General features: G+C 39.0%; 22 protein-coding genes. 19 read left to right on the top strand and 3 right to left on the bottom strand.

Annotated features, from left to right (window positions below; all coding sequences use genetic code 11):
• Nucleotides 1–52: 52 nt before the first annotated feature.
• The 5 genes from hrcA (at nucleotide 53) to lepA (ending at nucleotide 6,827) form a co-directional block, all read left to right on the top strand.
• Nucleotides 53–1,090 carry a heat-inducible transcriptional repressor HrcA gene (gene hrcA / locus KH893_RS04875; protein WP_281165026.1) on the top strand — a complete coding sequence of 346 codons (1,038 nt, stop codon included), beginning with the start codon at nucleotides 53–55 and terminating at the stop codon, nucleotides 1,088–1,090.
• A 22-nt stretch (nucleotides 1,091–1,112) separates the two neighbouring features.
• Entirely contained in the window at nucleotides 1,113–1,730 is a 618-nt protein-coding gene (gene grpE / locus KH893_RS04870) for a nucleotide exchange factor GrpE (protein WP_281165025.1), read from the top strand.
• Between the two features lie 38 nt (nucleotides 1,731–1,768).
• Complete coding sequence (gene dnaK, locus KH893_RS04865) at nucleotides 1,769–3,625, top strand: molecular chaperone DnaK (RefSeq protein WP_281165024.1); 1,857 nt, start codon at nucleotides 1,769–1,771, stop codon at nucleotides 3,623–3,625.
• A gap of 107 nt (nucleotides 3,626–3,732) precedes the next feature.
• Nucleotides 3,733–4,860: a molecular chaperone DnaJ gene (gene dnaJ, locus KH893_RS04860; RefSeq protein WP_281165023.1), complete on the top strand. Its 1,128-nt coding sequence runs from the start codon at nucleotides 3,733–3,735 to the stop codon at nucleotides 4,858–4,860.
• Between the two features lie 134 nt (nucleotides 4,861–4,994).
• Nucleotides 4,995–6,827 carry a translation elongation factor 4 gene (gene lepA / locus KH893_RS04855; RefSeq protein WP_281165022.1) on the top strand — a complete coding sequence of 611 codons (1,833 nt, stop codon included), beginning with the start codon at nucleotides 4,995–4,997 and terminating at the stop codon, nucleotides 6,825–6,827.
• A 130-nt stretch (nucleotides 6,828–6,957) separates the two neighbouring features.
• Here lepA and KH893_RS04850 read toward each other — a convergent pair whose 3' ends face one another.
• On the bottom strand, nucleotides 6,958–7,188 hold the full coding sequence (locus tag KH893_RS04850) for a hypothetical protein (protein ID WP_281165021.1): 231 nt from the start codon (nucleotides 7,186–7,188) through the stop codon (nucleotides 6,958–6,960).
• A gap of 55 nt (nucleotides 7,189–7,243) precedes the next feature.
• Complete coding sequence (locus tag KH893_RS04845) at nucleotides 7,244–7,549, bottom strand: hypothetical protein (protein WP_281165020.1); 306 nt, start codon at nucleotides 7,547–7,549, stop codon at nucleotides 7,244–7,246.
• Between the two features lie 367 nt (nucleotides 7,550–7,916).
• Here KH893_RS04845 and prmA point away from each other — a divergent pair, with 367 nt between their 5' ends.
• The 7 genes from prmA to KH893_RS04810 all read left to right on the top strand — a co-directional run bounded on the left by prmA (nucleotide 7,917) and on the right by KH893_RS04810 (nucleotide 14,370).
• Nucleotides 7,917–8,807: a 50S ribosomal protein L11 methyltransferase gene (gene prmA / locus KH893_RS04840; protein WP_281165019.1), complete on the top strand. Its 891-nt coding sequence runs from the start codon at nucleotides 7,917–7,919 to the stop codon at nucleotides 8,805–8,807.
• Between the two features lie 10 nt (nucleotides 8,808–8,817).
• On the top strand, nucleotides 8,818–9,579 hold the full coding sequence (locus KH893_RS04835) for an RsmE family RNA methyltransferase (RefSeq protein ID WP_281165018.1): 762 nt from the start codon (nucleotides 8,818–8,820) through the stop codon (nucleotides 9,577–9,579).
• A 34-nt stretch (nucleotides 9,580–9,613) separates the two neighbouring features.
• A complete protein-coding gene (locus tag KH893_RS04830) occupies nucleotides 9,614–9,940 on the top strand; it encodes a hypothetical protein (protein WP_281165017.1) in 327 nt (108 codons plus the stop codon).
• 102 nt (nucleotides 9,941–10,042) lie between these two features.
• Entirely contained in the window at nucleotides 10,043–12,265 is a 2,223-nt protein-coding gene (locus KH893_RS04825) for a RelA/SpoT family protein (RefSeq protein WP_281165016.1), read from the top strand.
• Nucleotides 12,266–12,290: 25 nt separating this feature from the next.
• A complete protein-coding gene (gene dtd, locus KH893_RS04820) occupies nucleotides 12,291–12,740 on the top strand; it encodes a D-aminoacyl-tRNA deacylase (RefSeq protein WP_281165015.1) in 450 nt (149 codons plus the stop codon).
• A gap of 17 nt (nucleotides 12,741–12,757) precedes the next feature.
• Nucleotides 12,758–13,720 carry an alpha/beta hydrolase gene (locus tag KH893_RS04815; RefSeq protein ID WP_281165014.1) on the top strand — a complete coding sequence of 321 codons (963 nt, stop codon included), beginning with the start codon at nucleotides 12,758–12,760 and terminating at the stop codon, nucleotides 13,718–13,720.
• Nucleotides 13,717–14,370, top strand: a complete 654-nt coding sequence (locus tag KH893_RS04810) for an HAD-IA family hydrolase (protein WP_281165013.1) — start codon at nucleotides 13,717–13,719, stop codon at nucleotides 14,368–14,370. Before KH893_RS04815 ends, KH893_RS04810 begins: the two co-directional genes overlap by 4 nt.
• Here KH893_RS04810 and KH893_RS04805 read toward each other — a convergent pair.
• Nucleotides 14,363–15,235, bottom strand: coding sequence for an N-acetylmuramoyl-L-alanine amidase family protein (locus tag KH893_RS04805; protein WP_281165012.1), 873 nt, complete (start codon nucleotides 15,233–15,235; stop codon nucleotides 14,363–14,365). The genes KH893_RS04810 and KH893_RS04805 overlap by 8 nt on opposite strands.
• 380 nt (nucleotides 15,236–15,615) lie before the next feature.
• Between KH893_RS04805 and hisS the strand changes: the two genes are divergently transcribed.
• From hisS to KH893_RS04770, 7 genes are all read left to right on the top strand, one after another.
• Complete coding sequence (gene hisS / locus KH893_RS04800; protein ID WP_281165011.1) at nucleotides 15,616–16,926, top strand: histidine--tRNA ligase; 1,311 nt, start codon at nucleotides 15,616–15,618, stop codon at nucleotides 16,924–16,926.
• The gene (aspS, locus tag KH893_RS04795; RefSeq protein WP_281165010.1) at nucleotides 16,923–18,683 is read left to right on the top strand and encodes an aspartate--tRNA ligase; all 1,761 of its coding nucleotides are present in this window, start codon (nucleotides 16,923–16,925) and stop codon (nucleotides 18,681–18,683) included. The genes hisS and aspS overlap by 4 nt, the downstream gene beginning before the upstream one ends.
• A 116-nt stretch (nucleotides 18,684–18,799) precedes the next feature.
• The gene (msrA, locus tag KH893_RS04790) at nucleotides 18,800–19,330 is read left to right on the top strand and encodes a peptide-methionine (S)-S-oxide reductase MsrA (RefSeq protein WP_281165009.1); all 531 of its coding nucleotides are present in this window, start codon (nucleotides 18,800–18,802) and stop codon (nucleotides 19,328–19,330) included.
• Nucleotides 19,331–19,343: 13 nt separating this feature from the next.
• Complete coding sequence (locus tag KH893_RS04785) at nucleotides 19,344–20,228, top strand: YitT family protein (protein ID WP_281165008.1); 885 nt, start codon at nucleotides 19,344–19,346, stop codon at nucleotides 20,226–20,228.
• Between the two features lie 26 nt (nucleotides 20,229–20,254).
• A complete protein-coding gene (locus tag KH893_RS04780; RefSeq protein WP_281165007.1) occupies nucleotides 20,255–21,265 on the top strand; it encodes a glycosyltransferase in 1,011 nt (336 codons plus the stop codon).
• Nucleotides 21,266–21,279: 14 nt separating this feature from the next.
• A complete protein-coding gene (locus tag KH893_RS04775; protein ID WP_281165006.1) occupies nucleotides 21,280–22,053 on the top strand; it encodes a glycosyltransferase family 32 protein in 774 nt (257 codons plus the stop codon).
• A 15-nt stretch (nucleotides 22,054–22,068) separates the two neighbouring features.
• Complete coding sequence (locus KH893_RS04770; protein WP_281165005.1) at nucleotides 22,069–23,025, top strand: glycosyltransferase family 2 protein; 957 nt, start codon at nucleotides 22,069–22,071, stop codon at nucleotides 23,023–23,025.
• The last annotated feature ends 17 nt before the right edge of the window (nucleotides 23,026–23,042 follow it).

Genomic DNA, 23,042 nt, shown 5'->3' with positions numbered 1-23,042 from the left:
TAATAATTGACTTAGCACTCAATGATGCTAAGTGCTAATCGAGGTGATAATCATGCTAACCGAAAGGCAGCTGCTGATTCTCGAAACAATTGTTCAAGATTATGCTGACGCTGGACATCCAGTTGGGTCAAAGGCTTTGGAAAGTCAATTACCAGTTCATGTCAGTTCAGCAACAATCCGCAATGAGATGGCGACTTTGGAGAAAATGGGATTTTTGTTGAAGGAGCACTCTTCTTCTGGGAGAATACCATCACTTAAGGGCTATCGTTATTATGTTGACAATTTAGTAAAGCCTTCAGCAATTGATCCGCAGCTGGTCGATAATGTCCGCAAATCATTAGATAACCAGTTTTTTAAAATCGATCAACTGGTTGCTACGTCAGCCAAAATTTTGTCGCAAATGACAAATTATACAGCGATAGCATTTAAGCCGGCAGCTAAACAGGTTCGTTTGCAAGGCTTTAGAATTATGCCAATGGGTAACCAGCAAGCCATGGTCATGCTGATCACGAGCGATGGTGAAGTCGAAAGCCAGCTATTTAACTTACCAAGACAAATTAGTGGTGAGGAGCTGGAGGCAGTGGTTAGAATCATCAATGATCAAATTGTTGGGTTGCCGTTGGATGAAGTTGTTAGTAAGCTTCGTGAAAGTGTTCCGGTGCTGGTTCATTATATCCGCCAGCCAAGTGGTTTCTTGAGTATTTTTGGTGGTATTTTAAACAAGGCAGTTGATGACCAATTTTATGTGGGTGGTAAACTCAATCTATTAGACTTTGTTGAAGATGGTAATATTGAGCAGATCAAAGCTTTATATTCATTGATTGATCGCTCAGCAGACATTACTAATTTAGTTGCAACTCAAGATCATCAGCAAGCGATCCATGTTAAACTTGGCAATGAAATGGCTGATCGGTCACTTTTGAACTACAGCTTGATCTCAACAACTTATGATGTAGCTCAGCATGGTCAAGGGTTAATTGCGATTCTTGGGCCGACCAATATGCCATATTCGAAAATTATTGCTTTACTTGAGGTCTTTCGTGATGAGTTAGCGCATAGGATGCTTGATTATTATGATTTCTATGATTAGAAATTAGAGAAGGGGTGTTCACTTGTCAGAAAAGGAAAGTCATCTTAGCCAAAAACAAGAAAATGCTAAGAAAGAAACGGACGCAAATAAACAAAAATCAGTTAAAGAGCAAACAGCAAAAAAAGCAGATAAGGAAACAAAAACTTCAAAAGTAAAGCCTGCGAAAAAAGTGGTTGACCAGGAGTTGAAGCAACAATTAAAAGATCTGCAAGCAAAGTATGATCAACTGGAAGATAAATATTTGCGTGCCGAAGCTGAAATGGCTAATATGACCACTCGCTTTAAAAATGAACAGGCTAAATTGATCAAATATGATGGTCAAGCGTTGGCTAAGGATGTTTTACCAGTGTTAGATAATTTAGCCCGTGCTTTGCAAATTGAAGCTGAGGATGATGTTTCAAAACAGTTGAAGCATGGAGTTGAAATGGTCCATCGTGATATGGAAAAAGCTTTAAAAGATAATCATATTACAAAAATCGAAGCATTGGGCCAACCATTTGATCCACTTTATCATCAAGCGGTTAAGACTGTGCCGGTTGAAAAGGATCAAAAGTCTGAAACAGTCGTAGAAGTTTTCCAAGACGGCTACTTATTAAAGGATCGGGTTTTGCGGCCAGCGATGGTAGTAGTAGCACAATAACAATCATTAAAATAAATTCTAAAAAGAGGTAGAAAATTATGTCAAAAATCATTGGTATTGATTTAGGAACAACTAATTCTGCAGTGGCTGTTCTTGAAGGTAAGGAACCTAAAATCATTACTAATCCAGAAGGAAACCGAACAACTCCGTCAGTTGTTTCTTTTAAAAATGGTGAAAGACAAGTTGGTGAAGTTGCTAAACGTCAGGTAATTACTAATCCAAATACGATTTATTCAATTAAACGTCACATGGGTGAAGCTGATTATAAAGTTAGTGTCGAAGGCAAAGAATATACTCCTCAAGAAGTTTCAGCGATGATTTTGCAGTACATTAAAGAGTATTCAGAAGCTTATTTAGGTGAAAAAGTTGCTCAGGCTGTTATTACAGTTCCAGCTTACTTTAATGATGCTCAGCGCCAGGCAACTAAAGATGCTGGTAAAATAGCTGGCTTAAAGGTCGAAAGAATTGTTAATGAACCAACGGCTGCTGCTTTAGCTTATGGTTTGGACAAACTTGAAAAAGATCAAAAAATCTTAGTATTTGACCTCGGCGGTGGAACATTTGATGTTTCGATCCTTGAATTAGGCGATGGTGTCTTTGAAGTCCTTTCGACTAATGGTGATACACATTTGGGCGGTGATGATTTTGACCGCAAGATCATGGATTGGCTAATTGATGATTTCAAAAAGGAAAATGGTATTGATTTATCACAGGATAAAATGGCAATGCAGCGTTTGAAAGATGCAGCCGAGAAAGCTAAGAAAGATCTTTCGGGTGTTTCAAGTTCACAAATTAGTTTACCATTCATTACTTCTGGCGCAAATGGTCCATTGCATTTAGAAAAAACATTGACGAGGGCTAAGTTTGATGAATTAACTGCGGATTTAGTTGAAAGAACAAAGATTCCGGTTCGCAATGCTTTACATGATGCCAAGTTAACTAATACTGATATTGATGAAGTTATTTTAGTTGGTGGCTCGACGCGGATTCCAGCTGTTCAAGAAGCAGTTGAAAAAGAAACTGGCCATAAACCAAATAAATCAGTTAACCCAGATGAAGCTGTTGCTTTAGGAGCAGCCATTCAAGGTGGGGTAATTACTGGTGATGTTAAGGATGTTGTGTTACTTGACGTTACACCACTGTCATTAGGAATTGAAACCATGGGTGGAGTCTTTACGAAGTTGATTGATCGAAATACAACGATTCCAACCAGCAAGTCGCAAGTATTTTCAACGGCTGCTGACAATCAACCAGCTGTTGATATCCATGTTTTACAAGGTGAACGTCCGATGGCTGCCGACAATAAAACATTAGGTCGTTTCCAATTAACGGATATTCCAGCGGCACCTAGAGGAGTTCCACAAATTCAAGTTACTTTTGATATTGATAAAAACGGTATCGTTAATGTTTCAGCTAAAGACTTAGGCACGAACAAAGAACAAAAAATTACGATCAAAAGTTCATCTGGCCTTTCAGATGAAGAAATTCAGCGAATGGTCAAAGAAGCCAAAGAAAACGAAACAGCTGATAAGAAGCGTAAAGAAGAAGTTGATCTTAAAAATGAGGTTGACCAGTTGCTCTTTACTTCTGAGAAGACTTTGAAAGATGTCAAAGGCAAAGTATCTGATGACGAGATCAAGAAGGCTGAGGCTGCTCGTGATGCTCTGAAGAAGGCTCAAGAAGCTAATAATGCTGATGAGATGAGGGCAAAGAAAGACGATTTGATGAAGATTGTTCAGGATATGTCAGTGAAACTTTATCAACAAGCACAAAAAGATCAACAGGCGAATGGACAAAATAATGGTTCGACTGAATCCAAGAATAGTTCTTCAAAGTCTGATGACGGAACAGTTGACGGTGACTTTAAAGAAGTCAATCCAGATGACAAAAAATAATCAGTGCTGATTGGATAAAAAGTCAAAGGCCTGCGGGACTTTGACTTTTTATTTCGGGACGATTATGTTACTCTTTTTAAGTAGACTGTAAGTAATGGAGGGAGAAAATGGCAGGAAATAAAGATCCTTATGAAGTGCTTGGTGTTTCACGGGATGCTTCTGCTGCGGAAATTAAAAAAGCTTATCGGCGGCTTTCCAAAAAGTATCATCCAGATTTAAATAAAGAACCGGGAGCTGAACAAAAGTTTAAAGAAATCAATGAAGCCTATGAAATCTTAAGTGATCCGCAGAAAAAAGCTCAGTTTGATCAATTTGGCTCGACTGGCGCCAATGCAGGTCAAGGTTTTGGCGGTTTTCAGGGTTCTGATTTTGGCGATTTCTCAGGTGGTTTTGAAGACATTTTTTCATCTTTCTTTGGTGGCGGTGGCGGCGGTCGTTCACGCAATCAGCCACGACAAGGTCATGATTTACAATATAATATGACTTTAACATTTGAAGAAGCAATTTTCGGGAAGAAAACTGATATTCAATATACTCGAGAAGCTTTATGCAAAACGTGCCAAGGATCTGGTGCTAAACCAGGGACACATCCAGAGACTTGTCAAAAATGTCATGGTTCAGGAACGGTTCGGCAAGCTCAAAATACTCCTTTAGGTCGAATTATTCGTGAAGCTGAGTGCAATGTCTGTGGTGGTACAGGAAAAGTGATCCGCGAAAAATGTCAGGACTGCCAAGGAACTGGTCATGTCAAAGAACGGCATGAAGTTGAGGTTTCAATCCCAGCCGGAATTGAAGACGGCAATCAAATGCGTTTGCAAAATCAAGGAGAAGCTGGTTTTAACGGTGGACCATATGGTGATTTATACATTGTTTTCCGAGTAAAACCAAGCAAAATCTTTAAACGTGATGGTACGAAAATCTTCTTTACGCAACCAATCAGCTTTGTGCAAGCTGCTCTAGGTGATGAAGTCTTAGCTAAAACTGTACATGGAGATGTTAAACTGAAGATTCCAGCTGGGACCCAATCAGGTGCTACTTTCCGTTTACGTGGCAAAGGAGCTCCGCATTTACGGACTCAGGAAATGGGTGATGAAGAAGTAACCGTCAAAGTTGTGACACCTAAGAAATTGAATTCACGTCAAAAAGAAGCCTTAAAAGCTTTTGCTGAGGCTAGTGGCGAAAAGGTTGCTGGCGAGGGTTCATTGTTTGATCGTTTCAAAAAGCATGGTTTTTAATTGATTTAATTGGGGTTGCCAGTTTTAAGCCGGCGACTCCATTTTTATTTCTAGGATGGTTTGTTTTCCCTTAATTGTATTCGATTTAAATGATTGATATAATTCTGTTAAGTAGATAGAAAGTAGGCATAAAAATGGATCTGAAAGAAATGAAGCAACGGCAGCGGCGGATTCGAAATTTTTCAATCGTTGCACATATTGATCACGGTAAGTCCACTTTGGCTGATCGAATTCTTGAGTTGACGGATACCGTTTCAAAACGGGAAATGAAAGATCAGTTGTTGGATTCTATGGATTTGGAAAGAGAACGCGGCATTACGATTAAACTAAACGCGGTTGAACTTCATTATCGGGCAGATGATGGTCAGACTTATATTTTCCATTTGATTGACACCCCAGGTCATGTTGATTTTTCCTATGAAGTTTCACGCAGCTTAGCAGCCTGTGAAGGAGCAATTTTGGTTGTTGATGCTGCTCAAGGGGTCGAAGCACAAACAGTCGCTAACGTTTATCTAGCAATTGACGATGATTTGGAAATTATACCAGTGATCAATAAAATTGATTTGCCATCGGCGCAACCAGAAGTAGTGCGCCAACAGATTGAAGATGTGATCGGTATAGATGCCACTGGGGCAGTTTTGGCTAGTGCTAAAAAAGGAATTGGTATTAAAGAGATCCTGGAAAAAATCGTTCATCAGGTACCAGCTCCTGATGGTGATTTAGAAGCACCGTTGAAAGCTTTGATCTTTGATTCAATTTATGATGATTATCGAGGAGTCGTTTTAAGTATTAGAGTTGTCGATGGGGTAGTCAAACCTGGCGATCGAATTCGGTTAATGAATAGTCAGACTGAGTATGAGGTGACTGAAGTTGGGGTTAATTCGCCTAAGCCATTGCAACGTGACTATTTAATGGCTGGAGATGTTGGCTATTTAACTGCTAGTATTAAAGATATCAAAGATACCCGGGTTGGTGATACGGTGACTTCAGCTATTAATCCGGCTGCGAAACCATTGAAGGGTTATCGTGAAATGAATCCAATGGTCTTTGCGGGCCTTTATCCAACAGATAATGCAAAGTATAATGATTTGCGGGAAGCTTTGGAAAAATTGAAGCTTAATGATGCAGCGTTGGAGTTTGAACCAGAAACTTCGCAGGCCTTAGGCTTTGGCTTTCGCTGTGGTTTCTTGGGTTTGTTGCATATGGATGTAGTACAAGAACGATTGGAACGTGAATTTAATATGGACTTGATTACTACGGCTCCAACCGTTACTTATGATGTTGAATTAGCTGAGGGATCACATTTGAAAGTCGCTAATCCATCTGAAATGCCCGACATCGCTCAAATTAAACAGATTAACGAGCCGTTTGTCAAAGCAACTATCATGGTACCCAATGATTATGTGGGTGCCGTTATGGAACTTTGCCAAAGAAAACGTGGCAAATTTGTTACGATGGACTATCTAGATGATTATCGAGTAAATGTGATCTATCAAATTCCATTGGCAGAAATCATCTATGATTTTTTTGATAAATTGAAATCAAGCACCCGTGGTTATGCTTCGCTTGATTATGAATTGAGTACTAGTCAGCCAAGTGATCTAGTTAAAATTGATATTTTATTGAATGGAGAAAAAATTGATGCGTTAAGTTTTATTACTCATCGTCAAAATGCTCAACAGCGTGGTCGAGAAATAACGGTTCGACTTAAAGCCATTATTCCTCGGCAAAACTTTGAAATTCCAATTCAAGCTGCAATTGGTGCTAAAATAATTGCTCGAACAAATATCAAAGCCTATCGCAAAGATGTTACTGCACGGATTCATACTGGCGATCCAGATCGACGGGCAAAATTGCTTGAAAAACAAAAACGTGGCAAAAAGCGGATGAAAGCTGTTGGTAGAGTGATCGTTCCACAAGAGGCATTTATGGCAGTTTTGAAGACAGATGAAGAACAAAATAAATAGTTTAGCGGGTGTAATAAAATGGCGTATGGTAGCCAAGTTGACAGAAAAAGAGATGATAATTGATTTAGTAATAGTAAAAAAATGCAGGCTAATGACCACCTGCATTTTTGCTAATTGGCTGAACTATAGTTTACTTGCTTGTTGCTGGTAAAGGATCCAAATCGTTCCAGTTAAGCAAATCCTCACCATCATTTAACTTTTCGATGCAAGTAGCCATTTGTTGTAAATCCTTTGGGGTAAAACTAGCTAGAAGCTTGTCGTGAACGTCATAGCGCTCAAATTTATGCAACTTGCCATTTTCCCGTGTTTCAACTGTGTATCCCCAATCAGAATAACGCCAAAGATCAAATACGATTTTCAATTTAATTATCTCCTTGATTTTCAAGATTTAATTTAATTCAGCAAAATTATAGTTCTTAAAGCTGATAAAGGATCCAGCCGCTACCAAACATCATTAAAGCTCCAAGAAAAAAGACACTTAAAGTTATGATAGAGCGTTGGATTTTAAAATGCCAGTTGAGTCCACTAATTAATAAAAGTAATAAACCAGTCAAGGCTAGTAAGAGATAAATACTTTTTAACTTTAGTGTCAATTCACAAATTAAAATAGCTAAAATCAAGACCCAATTGCGTGAATTTTGATACCAAGAAAGATGGCCAAAAAAAAGTTCTTTGTAAGAAAAATGCCGATTTTTAACTAGTTGTTGATATTTTAAAAACAATAACAAAATCCAAAATATGTAAAGTATCAATCCTATAAACTTTATCATTGATTTGACAACCTAGAAAAGGCTGTTACCTGTCCCTCCCAATTTGTACTGTTTTTTGGAAAAAATAGCTATAATCACCAATTGTCATTAAGTCATTGCTACTGGTTAATTAAGTATTCATAATAGCAATTAAATTAATTATAGATCTTTAAGCTGTAGTTGATCAAATGGCATATTTGATTTCGAATTAAATTCAAGTAAATTTTAGCAAAAAACGACTGAAATAACTAGTAATTTTAAAATAATGATTGCCAGTCTAATTTTGAGCTACTAAGATAGCTTATAGACATTAACATTGAAGAATACGGAGGACGAGTTTTTGCAATGGAATAAATTGACCATTTCACTTGATAATCAAGCGGTTGCGGCTGCGAGTGAAATATTATTACAAGCAGGCAGTTTGGGAAATCAAATTGATGATTTGGATTTTCAAGGTGATTCGCGACAACCAGTTAAGTTAATTGGCTACTTTAATATAACACCTGAATGGGATCAGAATTTTACTGAAATAAAACAGCAATTAAATAGTTTGAGAAATTGTCAATTAAAAGTCGGCGCACTGACTTGGAAAGTAGTCCAAGTTGATGAAGAGACATGGCAGCATCAGTGGGAAAATTATTATAATATTCAGCATATTAGTCATTTCTTAACGATCGTTCCCGCTTGGAAAAAATATTGCTCCAAGTTTCAGGGTGAAATAGTGCTGAAATTGAACCCTGGTCAATCTTTTGGAACGGGAATGCATCCAACTACGATTTTAGCACTGCAAGCACTCGAGGAAAGCTTACTTACCAATCAGTCAGTAATTGATGTTGGAGCTGGTTCAGGGATCTTAAGTTTAGCTTCCAGCTTGTTAGGAGCTGAGTGGGTCGATGGCTATGAGCTTGACGTGCTTGCTTTAGCAGCGGCTAAGAAAAATTTGCAGCTCAACGGCTTAGCTAAGAATGTTTCATTCATGCAGAGTAATTTATTGCAAAATGCAAGAAGGCCAGCTGATCTAATAATTGCTAATCTTTTACCAAATCTGATCTTACAATTATTGCCAACGGTCGCTCATTATTTGAAGTCGAAAGGAAAGTTGATTCTTTCAGGAATAATTCTTGAAAAACAAACAATTGTTGAAACTGCACTGTTACAGAATAATTTTACGGTTCTACAAAAATCACAATTGAAAAATTGGTTGGGGATCGTTGCTCAAAAAAATGATTAAGGAGTCAGCAATGCAACGCTATTTTACTAAATTAAGCGAGGTTCCAGCAGATTATCAATTAGAGCCTCAAATTTTTCATCATGCAATTAAAGTCTTGCGGGATAAAGAAGGTCAAATGTTTGAATTGGTAGACCAACAGCAAAGGGTTAAATTAATGAAACTAACCCGCGTTTTTGCTGATCAAGCTTTTGCTAAAACGCTCAAGACAAGTCAGCCTCAGGTCGAACTTCCAGTCAAAATAACAATTTTAGCCGGATTGATCAAAAATTCCAAACCAGATTTGTTAATTCAAAAAGCAACCGAATTAGGAGCAGCCAGCATTATTTTTTTCAACGCTGATTTTTCTGTTGCTCAGTGGAATGAGCAAAAAGCTTCTAAGAAGTTGGGACGATTGCAAAAAATCGCTCAAGGAGCTGCTGAACAATCGCATCGAACCCAGGTACCGTTAATTAACTTTGTAACGGAGTTGAAAAAATTTGATTTTTCAAAATACCAGTATCGAGTAGCAGCTTACGAAGAATCAGCTAAACAAGGTGAGAAACAAGCTTTGCCACTGATTATTCAAAAAATCAGACAGCAATTAACAAAACAGCAGACCAGACCAACTCTAGTTGCAGTTTTTGGCCCAGAAGGTGGGCTTTCATTGGCTGAAGTTGCTTATCTTCAACAGCAAAGATGTTATTTAGCTGGCTTAGGACCTCGGATCATGCGGGCCGAAACAGCACCTTGGTATTTATTAGCGACACTTTCTTTTGCCTTAGAATTAGGGTAAAATAATAACAATTAAAAGAAACGGAGATTTTACAATGAATCGGAGTAAGCTTTTTTCAGTTACAGCTCTTTGGTATTTGGCTTTGGCGGCGGCGCTTTCTTTTGTTGTTCCAATAATTTTTATTGAAACTAACGCCTCGGATGTTCAAAGACTAGGTTTGATATTATTTGGAATTAACGTCATTTATTCATTAGTGGTCGGAGTGATAGTCGGTTTAAAACAACAGCCACTAGTATATTTGCTGTTCTTTCCGGTCGTTTATTTGATTGGCGTTCATTTCTTTTTTGATAGCTATGCTTATTATTTTGCGGGGGCTTATGTAATTTTTACATTTTTAGCATATGGAGCTTTCCGAAAGTGATCAACTTTTTTAAAAACGGTGCTGACCGCTTTTATTTCGTTACTAGATGAGGGGAACTTGTTGCTTTAGTGACAGGTAGTTGATTTAGGGGGAGTGAATAAAATGGCAAAAGAAATGACTTGGACGGCGGAAGATGTTTTTCAAATGGTTGAAAAGTATATGAACCAAACGCACGTAGAGTTAGTTAAAAAGGCTTATAACTTTGCAGCTTATGTTCATCAGGATCAACGTCGTCAATCAGGTGAACCATATATTATGCATCCGATTCAAGTGGCTGGTATCTTAGCTAATTTGAAAATGGATCCGGCAACAGTTTGTGCTGGTTTTTTACATGATGTTGTTGAAGACACTAATGTCACCTTGGGCGATGTTGGTGAGTTGTTTGGACACGATGTTGAGGTGATCGTTGATGGCGTGACTAAACTGAGCAAAATCCGTTATAAATCTCATCAAGAACAATTAGCAGAGAACCACCGTAAATTGTTGTTGGCGATGTCCAAAGATTTGCGAGTAATTATCGTTAAATTAGCCGATCGTTTACATAATATGCGGACACTCAATCATTTACGACCGGATAAACAACGGCGGATCGCTAATGAAACACTGGAAATCTATGCACCATTGGCCGATCGCTTAGGAATTAGTACGATCAAATGGGAATTGGAAGACATTTCCTTGCGTTATTTGAATCCGCAGCAATATTATCGAATCGTGCATTTAATGAATTCGAAGCGTGCGGAACGAGTTGCCTATATTAATCGTGCGATTGAAGAAATCAAGGGTGCAATCGCTGATCTGCATTTGGACTGCGAGATTTACGGCCGTCCTAAGCATATTTATTCAATTTATCGCAAAATGAAAGATCAACATAAACAATTTAGTCAGATTTATGATCTGCTGGCAGTACGGGTAATCGTTAGTTCAATCAAAGACTGTTACGCTGTTTTGGGTGCAATTCATACTAAATGGAAACCAATGCCCGGGCGTTTTAAGGACTATATTGCCATGCCCAAGGCTAATATGTATCAATCGTTGCACACAACCGTTATCGGGCCAAATGGCAAACCGTTTGAAGTCCAGATTCGAACGGAAGAAATGCATCGGGTTGCTGAATATGGGGTCGCGGCGCACTGGGCCTATAAAGAAGGCAAAACGAATGGTGTTAAACCCGATAAAACTGGTAATAAGCTTAACTGGTTCAAAGAAATCGTTGAACTCCAGGATGAAAGCAATGACGCTGCTGAATTTATGGAGAGTGTCAAGGGGGATCTTTTTGGCGACCGTGTTTATGTATTTACTCCGAAGGGCGATGTTTTGGAACTGCCCAAAGGAGCCGGTCCGTTAGATATGGCTTATTCAATTCATACTGAGATCGGCAATAAGACAGTTGGGGCTAAAGTAAATGGCAAAATTGTGCCACTTGATTACCAAATCAGAAATGGCGAAATCGTTGATATTTTGACTTCCACAAACTCAACTGGCCCGAGTCGTGATTGGTTGAAATTGGTTCATACTAATAAAGCCCGAAACAAAATTAAACGTTTCTTTAAACAGCGCGATCGGACAGAAAATATTGAAAAAGGAAGAGAAATTTTAAATACCAATTTGATTGAAATGGGGTTTGAACCAAAGAAGATCTTAGTACCAGAGAATATCGATAAGGCGTTGCAACGACGCAAATTTTCAAGTGCTGATGATCTTTATGCCGCGTTAGGATTTGGTGAGTTGGCACCCTTAGGAATCATCAATATTTTGACGGAAAAGATCCGGCAACAGCGTGAAGTGGATAAAAAGCTCGAGGCGCAAAAGGCTTTATTAGAAGAACACAAAGAAATTTCTCATGAAAGTCAGCAAAATACTCCTGTCAGTAAAGATAGTGCAGTAGTAATTGAGGGAGTTGATAATCTTTTAGTTCGTTTGAGTCATTGTTGTAATCCGATTCCAGGCGATGAAATTGTTGGTTACATTACCAAGGGACGCGGGGTTTCAGTCCATCGAGCGGATTGTCCTAATATTAAAAATGCTGAAAAGAATGGCAGTCGTTTGATTGAGGTTTCATGGAATATTGATCCCGAAAGCCAGACTTATTACAATGCGGATCTGCAAATTCAAGGATATAATCGTAATGGCTTATTAAATGATGTGCTGCAAGCCTTAAATAACAGTACGCGTCAGTTGAGTTCGGTCAATGGACGCGTTGACCATAACAAATTGGCGACGATGGAAGTCACCGTCGGGATCAAAGATCGTTTACATTTGCAACGAGTGATCGATAATATTAAAAAAGTTCCAGATGTTTATGTTGTCAAGCGAACGATCCATTAGATAAAAGAGCAGGTGATCAGAAAAAATGCGCATTGTTTTACAGCGAGTTAAAAAGGCAAGTGTTAAAGTTGATCAGCAAGTTGTCGGACAAATAGATCAAGGCTACTTGTTGTTAGTTGGTTTTGAAGCTGGCGATACTCAAAAACAAATTGACTATTTAGTGCATAAAATTAGTCATGTGCGGGTCTTTGCCGATAAAAGTGGCAAGTTAAATTTAGACATTCATCAAGTTAGCGGGGAAATCCTTTCAGTTTCACAGTTTACTTTGTATGCTGCTTTACGCAAAGGCAATCGGCCAGGTTTTTCTTTAGCGCAAGATCCAGTTGCGGCCCAGAAAAATTATCAAGTATTTAATCAGGCTTTGAGAACTGAAGGACTAAAAGTGGCAGAAGGAATGTTTGGAGCAGACATGCAGGTCGAGTTGATTAATGACGGCCCAGTAACCTTAATTTATGATACTGATAATTTGGGTTAAATAAAGGAGGGTGACAATTGCGATTAATTTCTTTGGAATCAGCAGCCAAAAACCTCTGCCTGCAGCATCAAGACATTTTTGTGCCAACTACCATTGGTTTAGAAGTCTTACGGCAACAGTTGAGGTTTGATCAGCGTTCAACGGTTTTCATCCATCCTGTCAAGTTTCACGATTTAAAACTTGATTTAGGTAATGATTTAGGAGAATTACCAGTTAGAGTTTACTTTCCACATCACTTACGGCCAGGCGAAAAAATTCCAACTATTTTTTATATTCACGGCGGACAGTTTGTTAATGGTGGGATTTTTTCGCATGATAAAATGGTCCGCGAGATCGTCTACCGCTCACATGCGGCCGTAATTTTCCCCTGCTATGCTTTAGCACCGGAAAAAAAAGCTCCGTTTCAATTGCAGCAACTGCAGCAATGCTTTTTAAGACTGCCGGAGCTGACAGCAAAAACGCCCTTGTCGCTGGAACGTTTAATGTTAGCTGGAGATGATGTTGGTGGTGGAATGGCCATTAGTTTAGCTTTAACTTTGGCTCAAACCGCGCAGCTGCCAATTTATAAACTGCTTTTATTCTATCCAGTTGTGAATGCCAGCTTTGAGACTGAATCTTACCTGCAATATGCTGGTGGTTACGATTTGACCCGCGAAGAGATGAAGTGGTGTTGGCAACAGTATCTGCAAACAGATGAGCAAAGAAATGATTGGCACTATTCGCCATTGCTGGCTTCATTTGAATTATTAAAAAAGTTACCAGAAACTTTGATTTTAACTGCAGAAGCTGATCCAGTTCGCGATGAAGCAGAAGCTTTAGCACGTAAATTGCGAGATGCTGGTGGTAAAGTGGCTGAGTTACGCTTACAAGGGATTATTCACGATTTTGTTACGAAAAATCAGCTAGATAAGACCAATGCCTGTCGCCTGGCGATGAATATTGCCGTTGATTGGTTGAAAAAGAGGAGCAAGCAAGTTTGAAGAATAAAGAAGTGGTTAAGCAGATAAGTACAGTCTTTTGGGACTTTGATGGAACGCTTTACGACACCTATCCAGAAATGACCGCGAGTTTGTTGCAAGCGGCTGAAAATTTTAACATTTCTTTAGATTATCAACAGATTTTTCGTCATTTTCGGCAGACCTCAGTTCATCAGACCTTTGACACTTTTTTTAGTGAAAAGCATGATCTAAGGCAGCAAATTTGGACAATCTATCGCAAATTGGAAAGTCAACATTCACTGTCAGCAAAACCAATGTCAGGAGTAAGCACCGTTTGCCAATTATTGTTTCAACAAGGCAAACAGCAATTTTTGTTGACTCACCGGGACTCATCTGCTTGGCAGTTACTAAAAAATGATGATTTGGAAAAGTTTTTTACTGGCGGAGTTACAGCAGAAATGAAATTTGCACGCAAACCTGATCCGGCATCTTTAAATTATTTGTGCCACAAATATACGATTGATCCAGCTACAGCAGTAATGATCGGCGATCGACCGTTAGACATTGTTGCTGGCCAGCGAGCTGGGATGCAGGGCTGGTTATTTGCGCCGGATGAACTCATAAATTTCACTGCTTATGACTTAAAATTTAGCAGTTATCAAGCACTCAATCAGCTTTTTCGTCTTAATTAGTTGAAGAACTGGTAGCAAAGTAATTGCTAAGACCTTTAACGACATCGTTGGCAACTTCTGCCAGATATTGATTAGATCTGATTTCGGCAAAGTCATGATCGCTATTAATGTAGCCCATTTCTAGCAAAACGGCTGGGTAATCGTTGTCTCTAATGACTTCAAAGTTGCCAAAGTCGATTCCACGATTCTTTAAGTTCAAGTTATTTAGTTGTTGGTTAATAGTATGTGCTAAACTATACGACAATTGACGGTGGTAATAATAAGTTGTTACACCGGAAGCCAAATTTTGCTGAGGTGAAGAATCAAAATGAAAACTAATGAAAGCATTGGCATGGACTTGATTTGATAAAGCAGGCCGAGCTGCTAAACTGACAAATTTATCACTTGTACGGGTCAAATAAACCTTGGCGCCTTTTTGCCGAAGCAAAGCAGCAACTTTTTTAGCCAATTTTAAAGTATAAGTTTTTTCCATCTTACCATTAGCAGAAAGTGCCCCGGAGTCGCTACCGCCGTGACCGGGATCAAGGACAATCGTGGCATTATTTAATTTGGTGACAGTTTGTGAACCCTGAGGATTAAGATTCCAGCTAGCAACCCAGCCGAACTTATTATTGGCAGTTTTGACATAATACCAACGATATTTTTCGCGCAAGACAGTCATTCGACTCCCACGTTTGAGCTGGCCCTTGGCTTGGTATTCGATGCCGGGTCCTTGACGCAATTGGACTTGAGCAACGTTAACTTCGACTTGTTTAAAATAAGAATATGTTCGCCAGCAAAGGATGCCCGCTAGCAGAAATGTGACAGTTATTAAAAAAATCAGACTTTGATGCCGATGTGCGATTTTTGAACGTTTACTTCTCATGGCTGTTGTTAACTCCAATATATTAATTAGTTTTCAATTGATAATTATAACAAATAAATGTTGCGATTATAAAGAAATCATTTTTTTATTCCTGATTTTTAAACTAACTTGACTTAGTAGTTAATTTCAGGTATCTTTTACTACAGTATAGTTAAAACCGAACGGAAGAAAAGTAGCTTGGGTTTTCAGAAACAGCGAAGGGTGATTTGGTGAAAGGCCTGCTGAACAGACAAGCAAAAGACACTTTCGAGGTGCATTTTAGCAGATGCCGCTATGGGGCGTTATCCAAAAGTGTTAAATAAAGGTGGTACCGTGCTGATTGCGCCCTTGTCGAATTGACAGGGCTTTTTTATTTTGTTTTATTTAAGGAGGATAAATCAATGAAGTATCAGCGTCCAAAGGGCACAAATGATATCATTCCCGGTGAGTCTGAAAAATGGCAATTTGTTGAAAAAATTGCACGCCAGGTTTTTAAAAAATATCGTTATCAGGAGATTCGGACTCCAATTTTTGAAAGCTTTGAAGTCTTTTCACGGACTTCAGGTGAAACATCAGATATTGTTACCAAAGAGATGTATGATTTTTACGATAAAGGGCAACGGCATATAACTTTGCGACCAGAAGGAACGGCGGGGGTTGTTCGCGCTTATGTTGAAAACAAACTTTACGGGCCAGAAATTCAGCGACCATTTAAGACTTATTATTTGGGACCGATGTTTCGTTATGAGCGACCGCAATCGGGAAGACTCAGACAGTTTCATCAAATCGGAGTAGAAGCTTTTGGAGTCGATAATCCGACCTTGGATGTTGAAGTCATGGCGATGGCCCTTGATTTACTGCAAAGCATGGGGTTAAAAAACGTCAAATTAGTTTTAAATACCTTAGGTGATCGAACTTCACGAGCAGCTTATCATCAAGCGTTGGTTGATTATTTGCAGCCGTATGCTGATCAGTTAAGCAAAGACTCGCAAATTAGGTTAAAGAAGAATCCATTGCGGGTATTAGACAGCAAAGATTCCCAAGATCAAGTCATTGTTAAAAATGCACCGCAAATTACTGATTATTTAACAAGTGCAGCTGCCGAGCACTTTCAACAAGTCAAGGATCGTTTAAATGCCTTGAAAATCGACTTTGAAATCGATCCGACAATGGTTCGCGGATTGGATTATTACAATCATACGATTTTTGAAATTATGAGTGATTCAAAAGCTTTTGGTGGCAAATGGACAACTGTCTGTGCTGGTGGACGCTATAATGGCTTAGTTGAGCAATTAGGCGGTCCAGAAGTTCCTGGAATTGGTTTTGCGCTGGGTGTCGAGCGGTTATTGTTAGTGTTGGAGGCCGAGGGCAACAGCCAGCAGCTGGCTAATCAATTAGATGTATATGTTGTTGGAATCGGTCAGGCCACTGATGCGGTTACTCTCCAGCTGGTACAAGCTATTCGCCAAGCTGGTTTAACAGCTGATCGGGATTATCTGAATCGTAAGCCTAAGGGGCAATTCAAAGCAGCTAACCGGCAAGCGGCAAGTTTTACAGTTACGATTGGTGAAGCTGAATTGGAAAAGCAAGTTGCTAAAGTCAAAAACATGGCGACGAGTCAGGAAACAACAATTGATTTAACTGCAGCGTTGACGAATTTTACAGCTGTTTGGCAAAAGATTACTGAGAAAAAGGAGCAAAGAACAAGATGAAAAGAACAACTTATTGCGGCTTAGTCAATGAAAGCTTTTTAGGCCAGCAAGTTTGTCTAAAAGGTTGGGTTCAAAAAAGGCGTGATTTAGGAAATTTAATTTTTATCGATTTGCGTGATCGTGAAGGAATCGTGCAATTAGTTTTTAGTCAAGAATTTGAACCAGATGCACTAAAAATTGCTGATCAGTTACGGAATGAGTACGTGATCGAAGTCAGTGGGATCGTTGTTCGTCGCGCGGATGAAGAAATAAATTCTAAAATGAAAACTGGAACGATTGAAGTTGAGGCTCATCAAGTTAATATTTTGAGTAAGGCAAAAACACCACCATTTTATATTGAAAATGGTATCAAGGTTGCGGATGATTTACGTTTGAAATATCGTTATTTAGATTTACGACGTCCAGAAATGCAACAAGCAATTATTTTACGCAGCAAAATTTTGCAGGCCGTTCATCGTTATTTGGCTGATCAAGATTTTATCAATATTGAAACGCCGTACTTAACTAAATCAACGCCAGAAGGGGCACGCGATTACTTAGTTCCTTCACGCGTCTATCCCGGACATTTTTATGCTTTACCACAATCTCCGCAGCTTTTTAAGCAGCTATTGATGGGTGCTGGGTTTGATCGTTATTACCAAATCGCTCGCTGTTTTCGGGATGAAGACTTGCGTGGTGATCGGCAGCCGGAATTTACCCAAATTGATTTGGAAACTTCATTTTTGACAGCGCAAGATATTCAAAGTATTACTGAAGGCTTGCTGAAAAAAGTAATGCAGGATGTTTTAGGAATCGAAATCAAATTACCATTACCAAGAATCACTTGGGATGAAGCAATGGATCGTTTTGGCTCAGATAAACCTGATACACGTTTTGGGATGGAATTGATTGATATGGCGGCAGCTGTTAAAAATGTTGATTTTAAAGTCTTCCAAAATGTTTTGCAAAAAGGTGGTCAGGTTAAAGCCATCGTTGTACCCAATGGCGCCAACCATTATTCACGTAAAGAAATTGAAGCTAAGCAGGATTATTTGAAACGCTTTGGCGCCAAAGGGTTAGCTTGGTTAAAAGTTACGCCCGACGGCTTTTCTGGCCCAATTGCCAAGTTCTTTAAAGACCAGGTTGCTGGAATTAAGTCAGCAGCTGGAGCCAAGGTTGGTGATTTGATCTTGTTTGTTGCTGATACGCGCAAAGTCGTGGCTGATGCATTAGGCTATCTACGGACCAGTATTGCGCATGAAATGAATTTGATCGATGAAAGCAAGTTTAACTATTTGTGGGTCGTTGATTGGCCATTGTTTGAATATAGTGAAGAGTTCCACCGTTATATTGCGGCCCACCATCCATTTACCATGCCAAATGAAGAGGATATCCATTTACTGGATACCGACCCGCACCAAGCTCATGCGCAAAGTTACGATATTGTTTTAAATGGCTATGAGCTGGGCGGTGGTTCGATTAGGATTCATCGACGCGATATTCAAGAGAAAATGTTTAAAGCATTAGGCTTTAGCAAAGAACGAGCAGAAAGTCAGTTTGGCTTTTTGCTGGATGCCTTTGATTATGGATTTCCTCCGCATGGTGGTCTAGCAATTGGACTTGATCGGTTTGCGATGCTGTTGTCAGGTAAGGATAATATTCGTGAAGTAATCGCCTTTCCTAAGAATTCCAAAGCATCTGAACCGTTGACTAATGCTCCTTCAACAGTTTCAGCCAAACAGTTGGATGAATTAGGCTTAGAAATCGAGGATGACTAATCATTAATTAAAAAGTCTGGTGAACAGCCAGACTTTTTTGGTGCAAGAAAACTTGCACCTTGTTGGATTTTAAGGTATTTTAAATGATGATCGAAGAATTTGAGGGGGAGTATAAAATGGCTAAACGACAAGAAACAGCTATTTTTGCAGGTGGTTGTTTTTGGTGCATGGTGCAACCTTTTGATCAGCAGCCAGGAATAATAAGTGTTGTTTCAGGTTATACTGGCGGTCACGTGCCAAATCCAACTTACGAGCAAGTCTGTTCGCATACGACCGGACATACTGAGGCGGTTAAAATCACGTTTGATCCGACTATCATCTCTTATCAGCAGTTAGTTGAAATTTATTGGCAGCAAACCGATCCAACCGATGCTATGGGACAATTTCAAGATCGCGGTGACAATTATCGGCCGGTGATTTTTACTAACAGTCTCAAGCAGCATCAAATTGCACTTGCATCAAGAGAGCGATTGATTAAAAGTGGTCGTTTTGATCAACCAATTGTGACTCAAATTGAGGATGCCCAACCGTTTTATCCTGCAGAGGATTATCATCAGCATTTTTATCGCAAAAATCCAGCGCGCTTTGCTTTAGAAGAAACTACCAGACAGCAGTTTAAGCAAGTCCACTGGCAAGAAAATAATTAGGAGCGAACTGACAATGGATGAACTCCAAAAAATTGTTAAACAGCATCAATACGTTGCTAAAGCATCCACGGCTTTCATTTATGGCATTTTAGTTTCAATCGCGATGAACTTTTTTTGGACTCCCGGTAAAATCTATTCCTCAGGTGTGACGGGGTTAGCCCAATTAGTTGCAACTTTAGCTAAACGTTATTTTTCAACAGGATTTTTTCAACCCTCAGTTGCCTTACTATTATTTGTCTTGAACTTACCATTATTTATTTTAGCTTGGCAGCAAATTGGCCATCGCTTTACTTTTTTTACTATTTTAGCAGTTACCTGTTCAAGTTTGATGATCAAGTCTTTGCATTCGATCACCTTAACAACTGATCCGATTATTTGTGCAATCTTTGGAGCAGCCATCAATGGTTTTGGAACGGGCTTAGCTTTAAAAAATGGGATTTCAACTGGCGGTTTAGATATTTTAGGCTTAACTTTGCGCAAACGAACAGGCAAAAGTATTGGAACGATCAATCTGTGTTTTAATTTCTTTATTATCCTGGCAGCTGGTGCCGTCTATGGCTGGCCGTATGCATTTTATTCAGCTTTAGGAATCTTTATTAATGCGCGAGTCATGGATATGGTATATACGCGCCAGCAAAAAATGCAAGTCTTGATTGTTACTGATCGACCAAAAAGTGTGATCGATTGTATTCAGAATCGGCTCAGTCGGGGAATTACGATTGTTCATGACGCAGAAGGGGCCTATCGGCATGATCAAAAAACGGTTTTGCTGACGGTTATTTCACGTTACGAAAAACCAGAGTTAAAGGCGGCAATGAAAGAATCAGATCCGTATGCATTTGTCAGCATTTCTGATAATGTCGAAATTATGGGAAGATTTTATGAACCAGAGCCTTGACTAATTGGCTATTAAAGGGGATAAAAATGAATTTTAAAAAATTAGTGGTGGCAATGTATAATAAAGGACAAAATGAAGCTGGTCCCAAAGCTAAATGCGATATTGAAAAATTTTTGGCGGCCGATGGTTTTCAGCCAGTTAATTTTTATTTTCAAGGTAATCGCAAAGCCAAATTGATGAGTTTTAAACAAAGCTGGTGGGATATTCCACAAACCTTTGCTCATATAACAGCAGACCAAGTTTTTTTTCAGTATCCGGCGTTTAATTGGCGTACTAATTGGGCAATCTTGCAAGCTGCAAAAAAAACTGCAGCTCAAGTTTTTTTGATTATTCACGATGTTGAATCATTGCGCCAGCAGCGACCAAGTCAGACTTATCGTCAGCAGGAAATTAAATTTTTTAATCAGACGAATGGATTAATTGTCCATAATTCAAAGATGAAAGCTTGGTTAAGCCAACAGGGTGTTTTAGTACCGATGATTGATTTGCAGATTTTTGATTATGCTAATCCGCAACCATTTGTCGAGCTACCATATAGAGGCAGTCTTTGTTATGCAGGTAATTTAGCGAAGGCTGGCTTCATTCAAAATTTGCGAGTTCAACATCAATTTTACTTATATGGTTCAAATCCAGCAGCCAGTTATCCGGCCAGAGTTGCTTATCAAGGTTCTTTTTTGCCGGCTGAATTGCCAGCTCATTTGAAGGGTAATTTTGGTTTGATTTGGGATGGTGACCAAATTGATCGGTGCAGCGGTTTATTTGGCGAATATTTGAAATATAACGATCCGCATAAAACTTCACTTTATCTTAGTTCTGGACTGCCGGTGATTATCTGGAAACAAGCTGCTTTAGCAGATTTTGTTGCTCAACAACAAGTCGGGTTGCTAGTTGATCGTTTAGATCAGATTGATTCGCTGCTGGACAGGCTTTCAGTTACCGAGTATCAACGCCTAAGTCAAAATGCTCGGCGAATTGGGAGAAAAATGCGCCAGGGTCAGTTTATTAAAACAGCTTGTCAGCAAATTTTGACAGTCTAAACGGAGGAAATCGTATGATACCGAAAATCATTCACTATTGTTGGTTTGGTTCGCAAAAACTGCCGGCGGAGTATCAGCACTATCTGGCTAGTTGGCAAAAAAAATGTCCAGATTATCAAATTATTCGTTGGGATGAAACCAACTACGATGTTCAAAAAAATCGTTATATGCAACAGGCAGCTCAAATGGGAAAATGGAGTTTTGTTTCAGATTATCTAGGCTTTGATGTGGTCTATCAGTATGGTGGGATTTATTTAGATACTGATGTTGAACTGCTTAAAAATTTGGATTATTTATTGAATAATCAAGCCTTTATGGGATTTGAAGAAAATGAAATTGGTTTTGCAATCAATCCTGGCTTGGGTTTTGGCGCTCAAAAGCATGATCCGGTAATTAAAGAGCTGTGTCAGATTTATGATGACTTAGCGTTTATTGATCAAAATGGTCATTTAAACACATTGGCAGTTCCGACTTATACAACTAAGCTATTATGTCAAAAGGGATTAAAAACCAATAACCGGTTGCAAACGATTGCTGGGATTAAGCTGTATCCGAGTGACTATTTTGCTCCAATGGATTTTTTAACTGGGGAGATCCATTTGACAGAAAACACCTACAGTATCCATCATTATAGTGCTACTTGGCAAAACCCAGAGAATTTGCGGCATATTAAAATCATTCGCCAAGTGAATCGCAAATTTGGGAAAAAATTGGGGATGAAAATCAACTGGTTCTTGCGAGCAAGCTGGGCTGTTAAGCGGCGTTTTAAAGCCTTAGGCAAACATTGATTTAGGTGATGAATAATGAAAAAGATTAGTGTCGTGGTACCAGTTTATAATGTAGCTGAATTTTTGCCGCAATGTTTAAACAGCCTCTTGCAGCAAACTTTTGCGCCAAGTGATTATGAACTGATTGTGGTCAATGATGGCAGTACGGATGACTCATTAAAGATCTGTCAAACTTTTGCGCATCAATATCCGCACTTGATTAGATTGTATAGTCAAAAAAATGGCGGTTTATCAGCAGCTAGGAATTTTGGCTTACAATATTGTCAAGGTAAATATGTGTTGTTCATTGATTCAGATGACTATGTTGAACCGAAAATGCTGGAGCGGATGTATGCGTTAAGCGTTGGTGGACAAAAGAAAATTATCGAATGCAATTTTATTTGGGAGTTCAGCAATCATGCCCGGCAAGATTTGCGGACAGATTATAATTCACTTAATGATTATTTGGTCCATGGACGAGTTGTTGCATGGAACAAGCTTTATTTGCGTAGTTGGTTGTTGGCGACCAAGGTTTTGTTTCCAACTGGACGTTTGTATGAAGATCAAGCTTTCTTTTTTAAATTAGTAGCTCAGCTGAAAAATATTAAGGAAGTCGCAGTTGATCAAATCCCTGAAGTTCATTATCGGCAACGAAATGATTCAATTTCTTATAATGAGGCAAGTCGTTTGGATGATATTTTTTGGATCTATCAGGATATTTTGGACTATTATCAGCAACAAGCAGAAAATCGTTTTACGAGAGAAATCGAATATCGTTTTTGCCGTAACCTGTTAGGCAATGTTTTGCTCAGAAAGGTTCGCCAATTACCCAATCAAGCTGAGAAAAAGAATTTTGAATCTCAGATTTGGCAAAAAATAAATAGTTGGTTTCCTCAATGGAAAAAGAATCCATATCTTCATCAATCAGGACTAATCAATCTTTATTTGCGTCTTACTAATCCAATCGTCACTAAATTGATTTTAAAATTGTAGGTAATTAAAACAGGGAG

Source organism: Liquorilactobacillus sicerae, from assembly GCF_029916425.1.
Taxonomy (GTDB): Bacteria; Bacillota; Bacilli; order Lactobacillales; family Lactobacillaceae; genus Liquorilactobacillus; species Liquorilactobacillus sicerae.
This window is presented reverse-complemented; position numbering and strand designations above follow the sequence as displayed.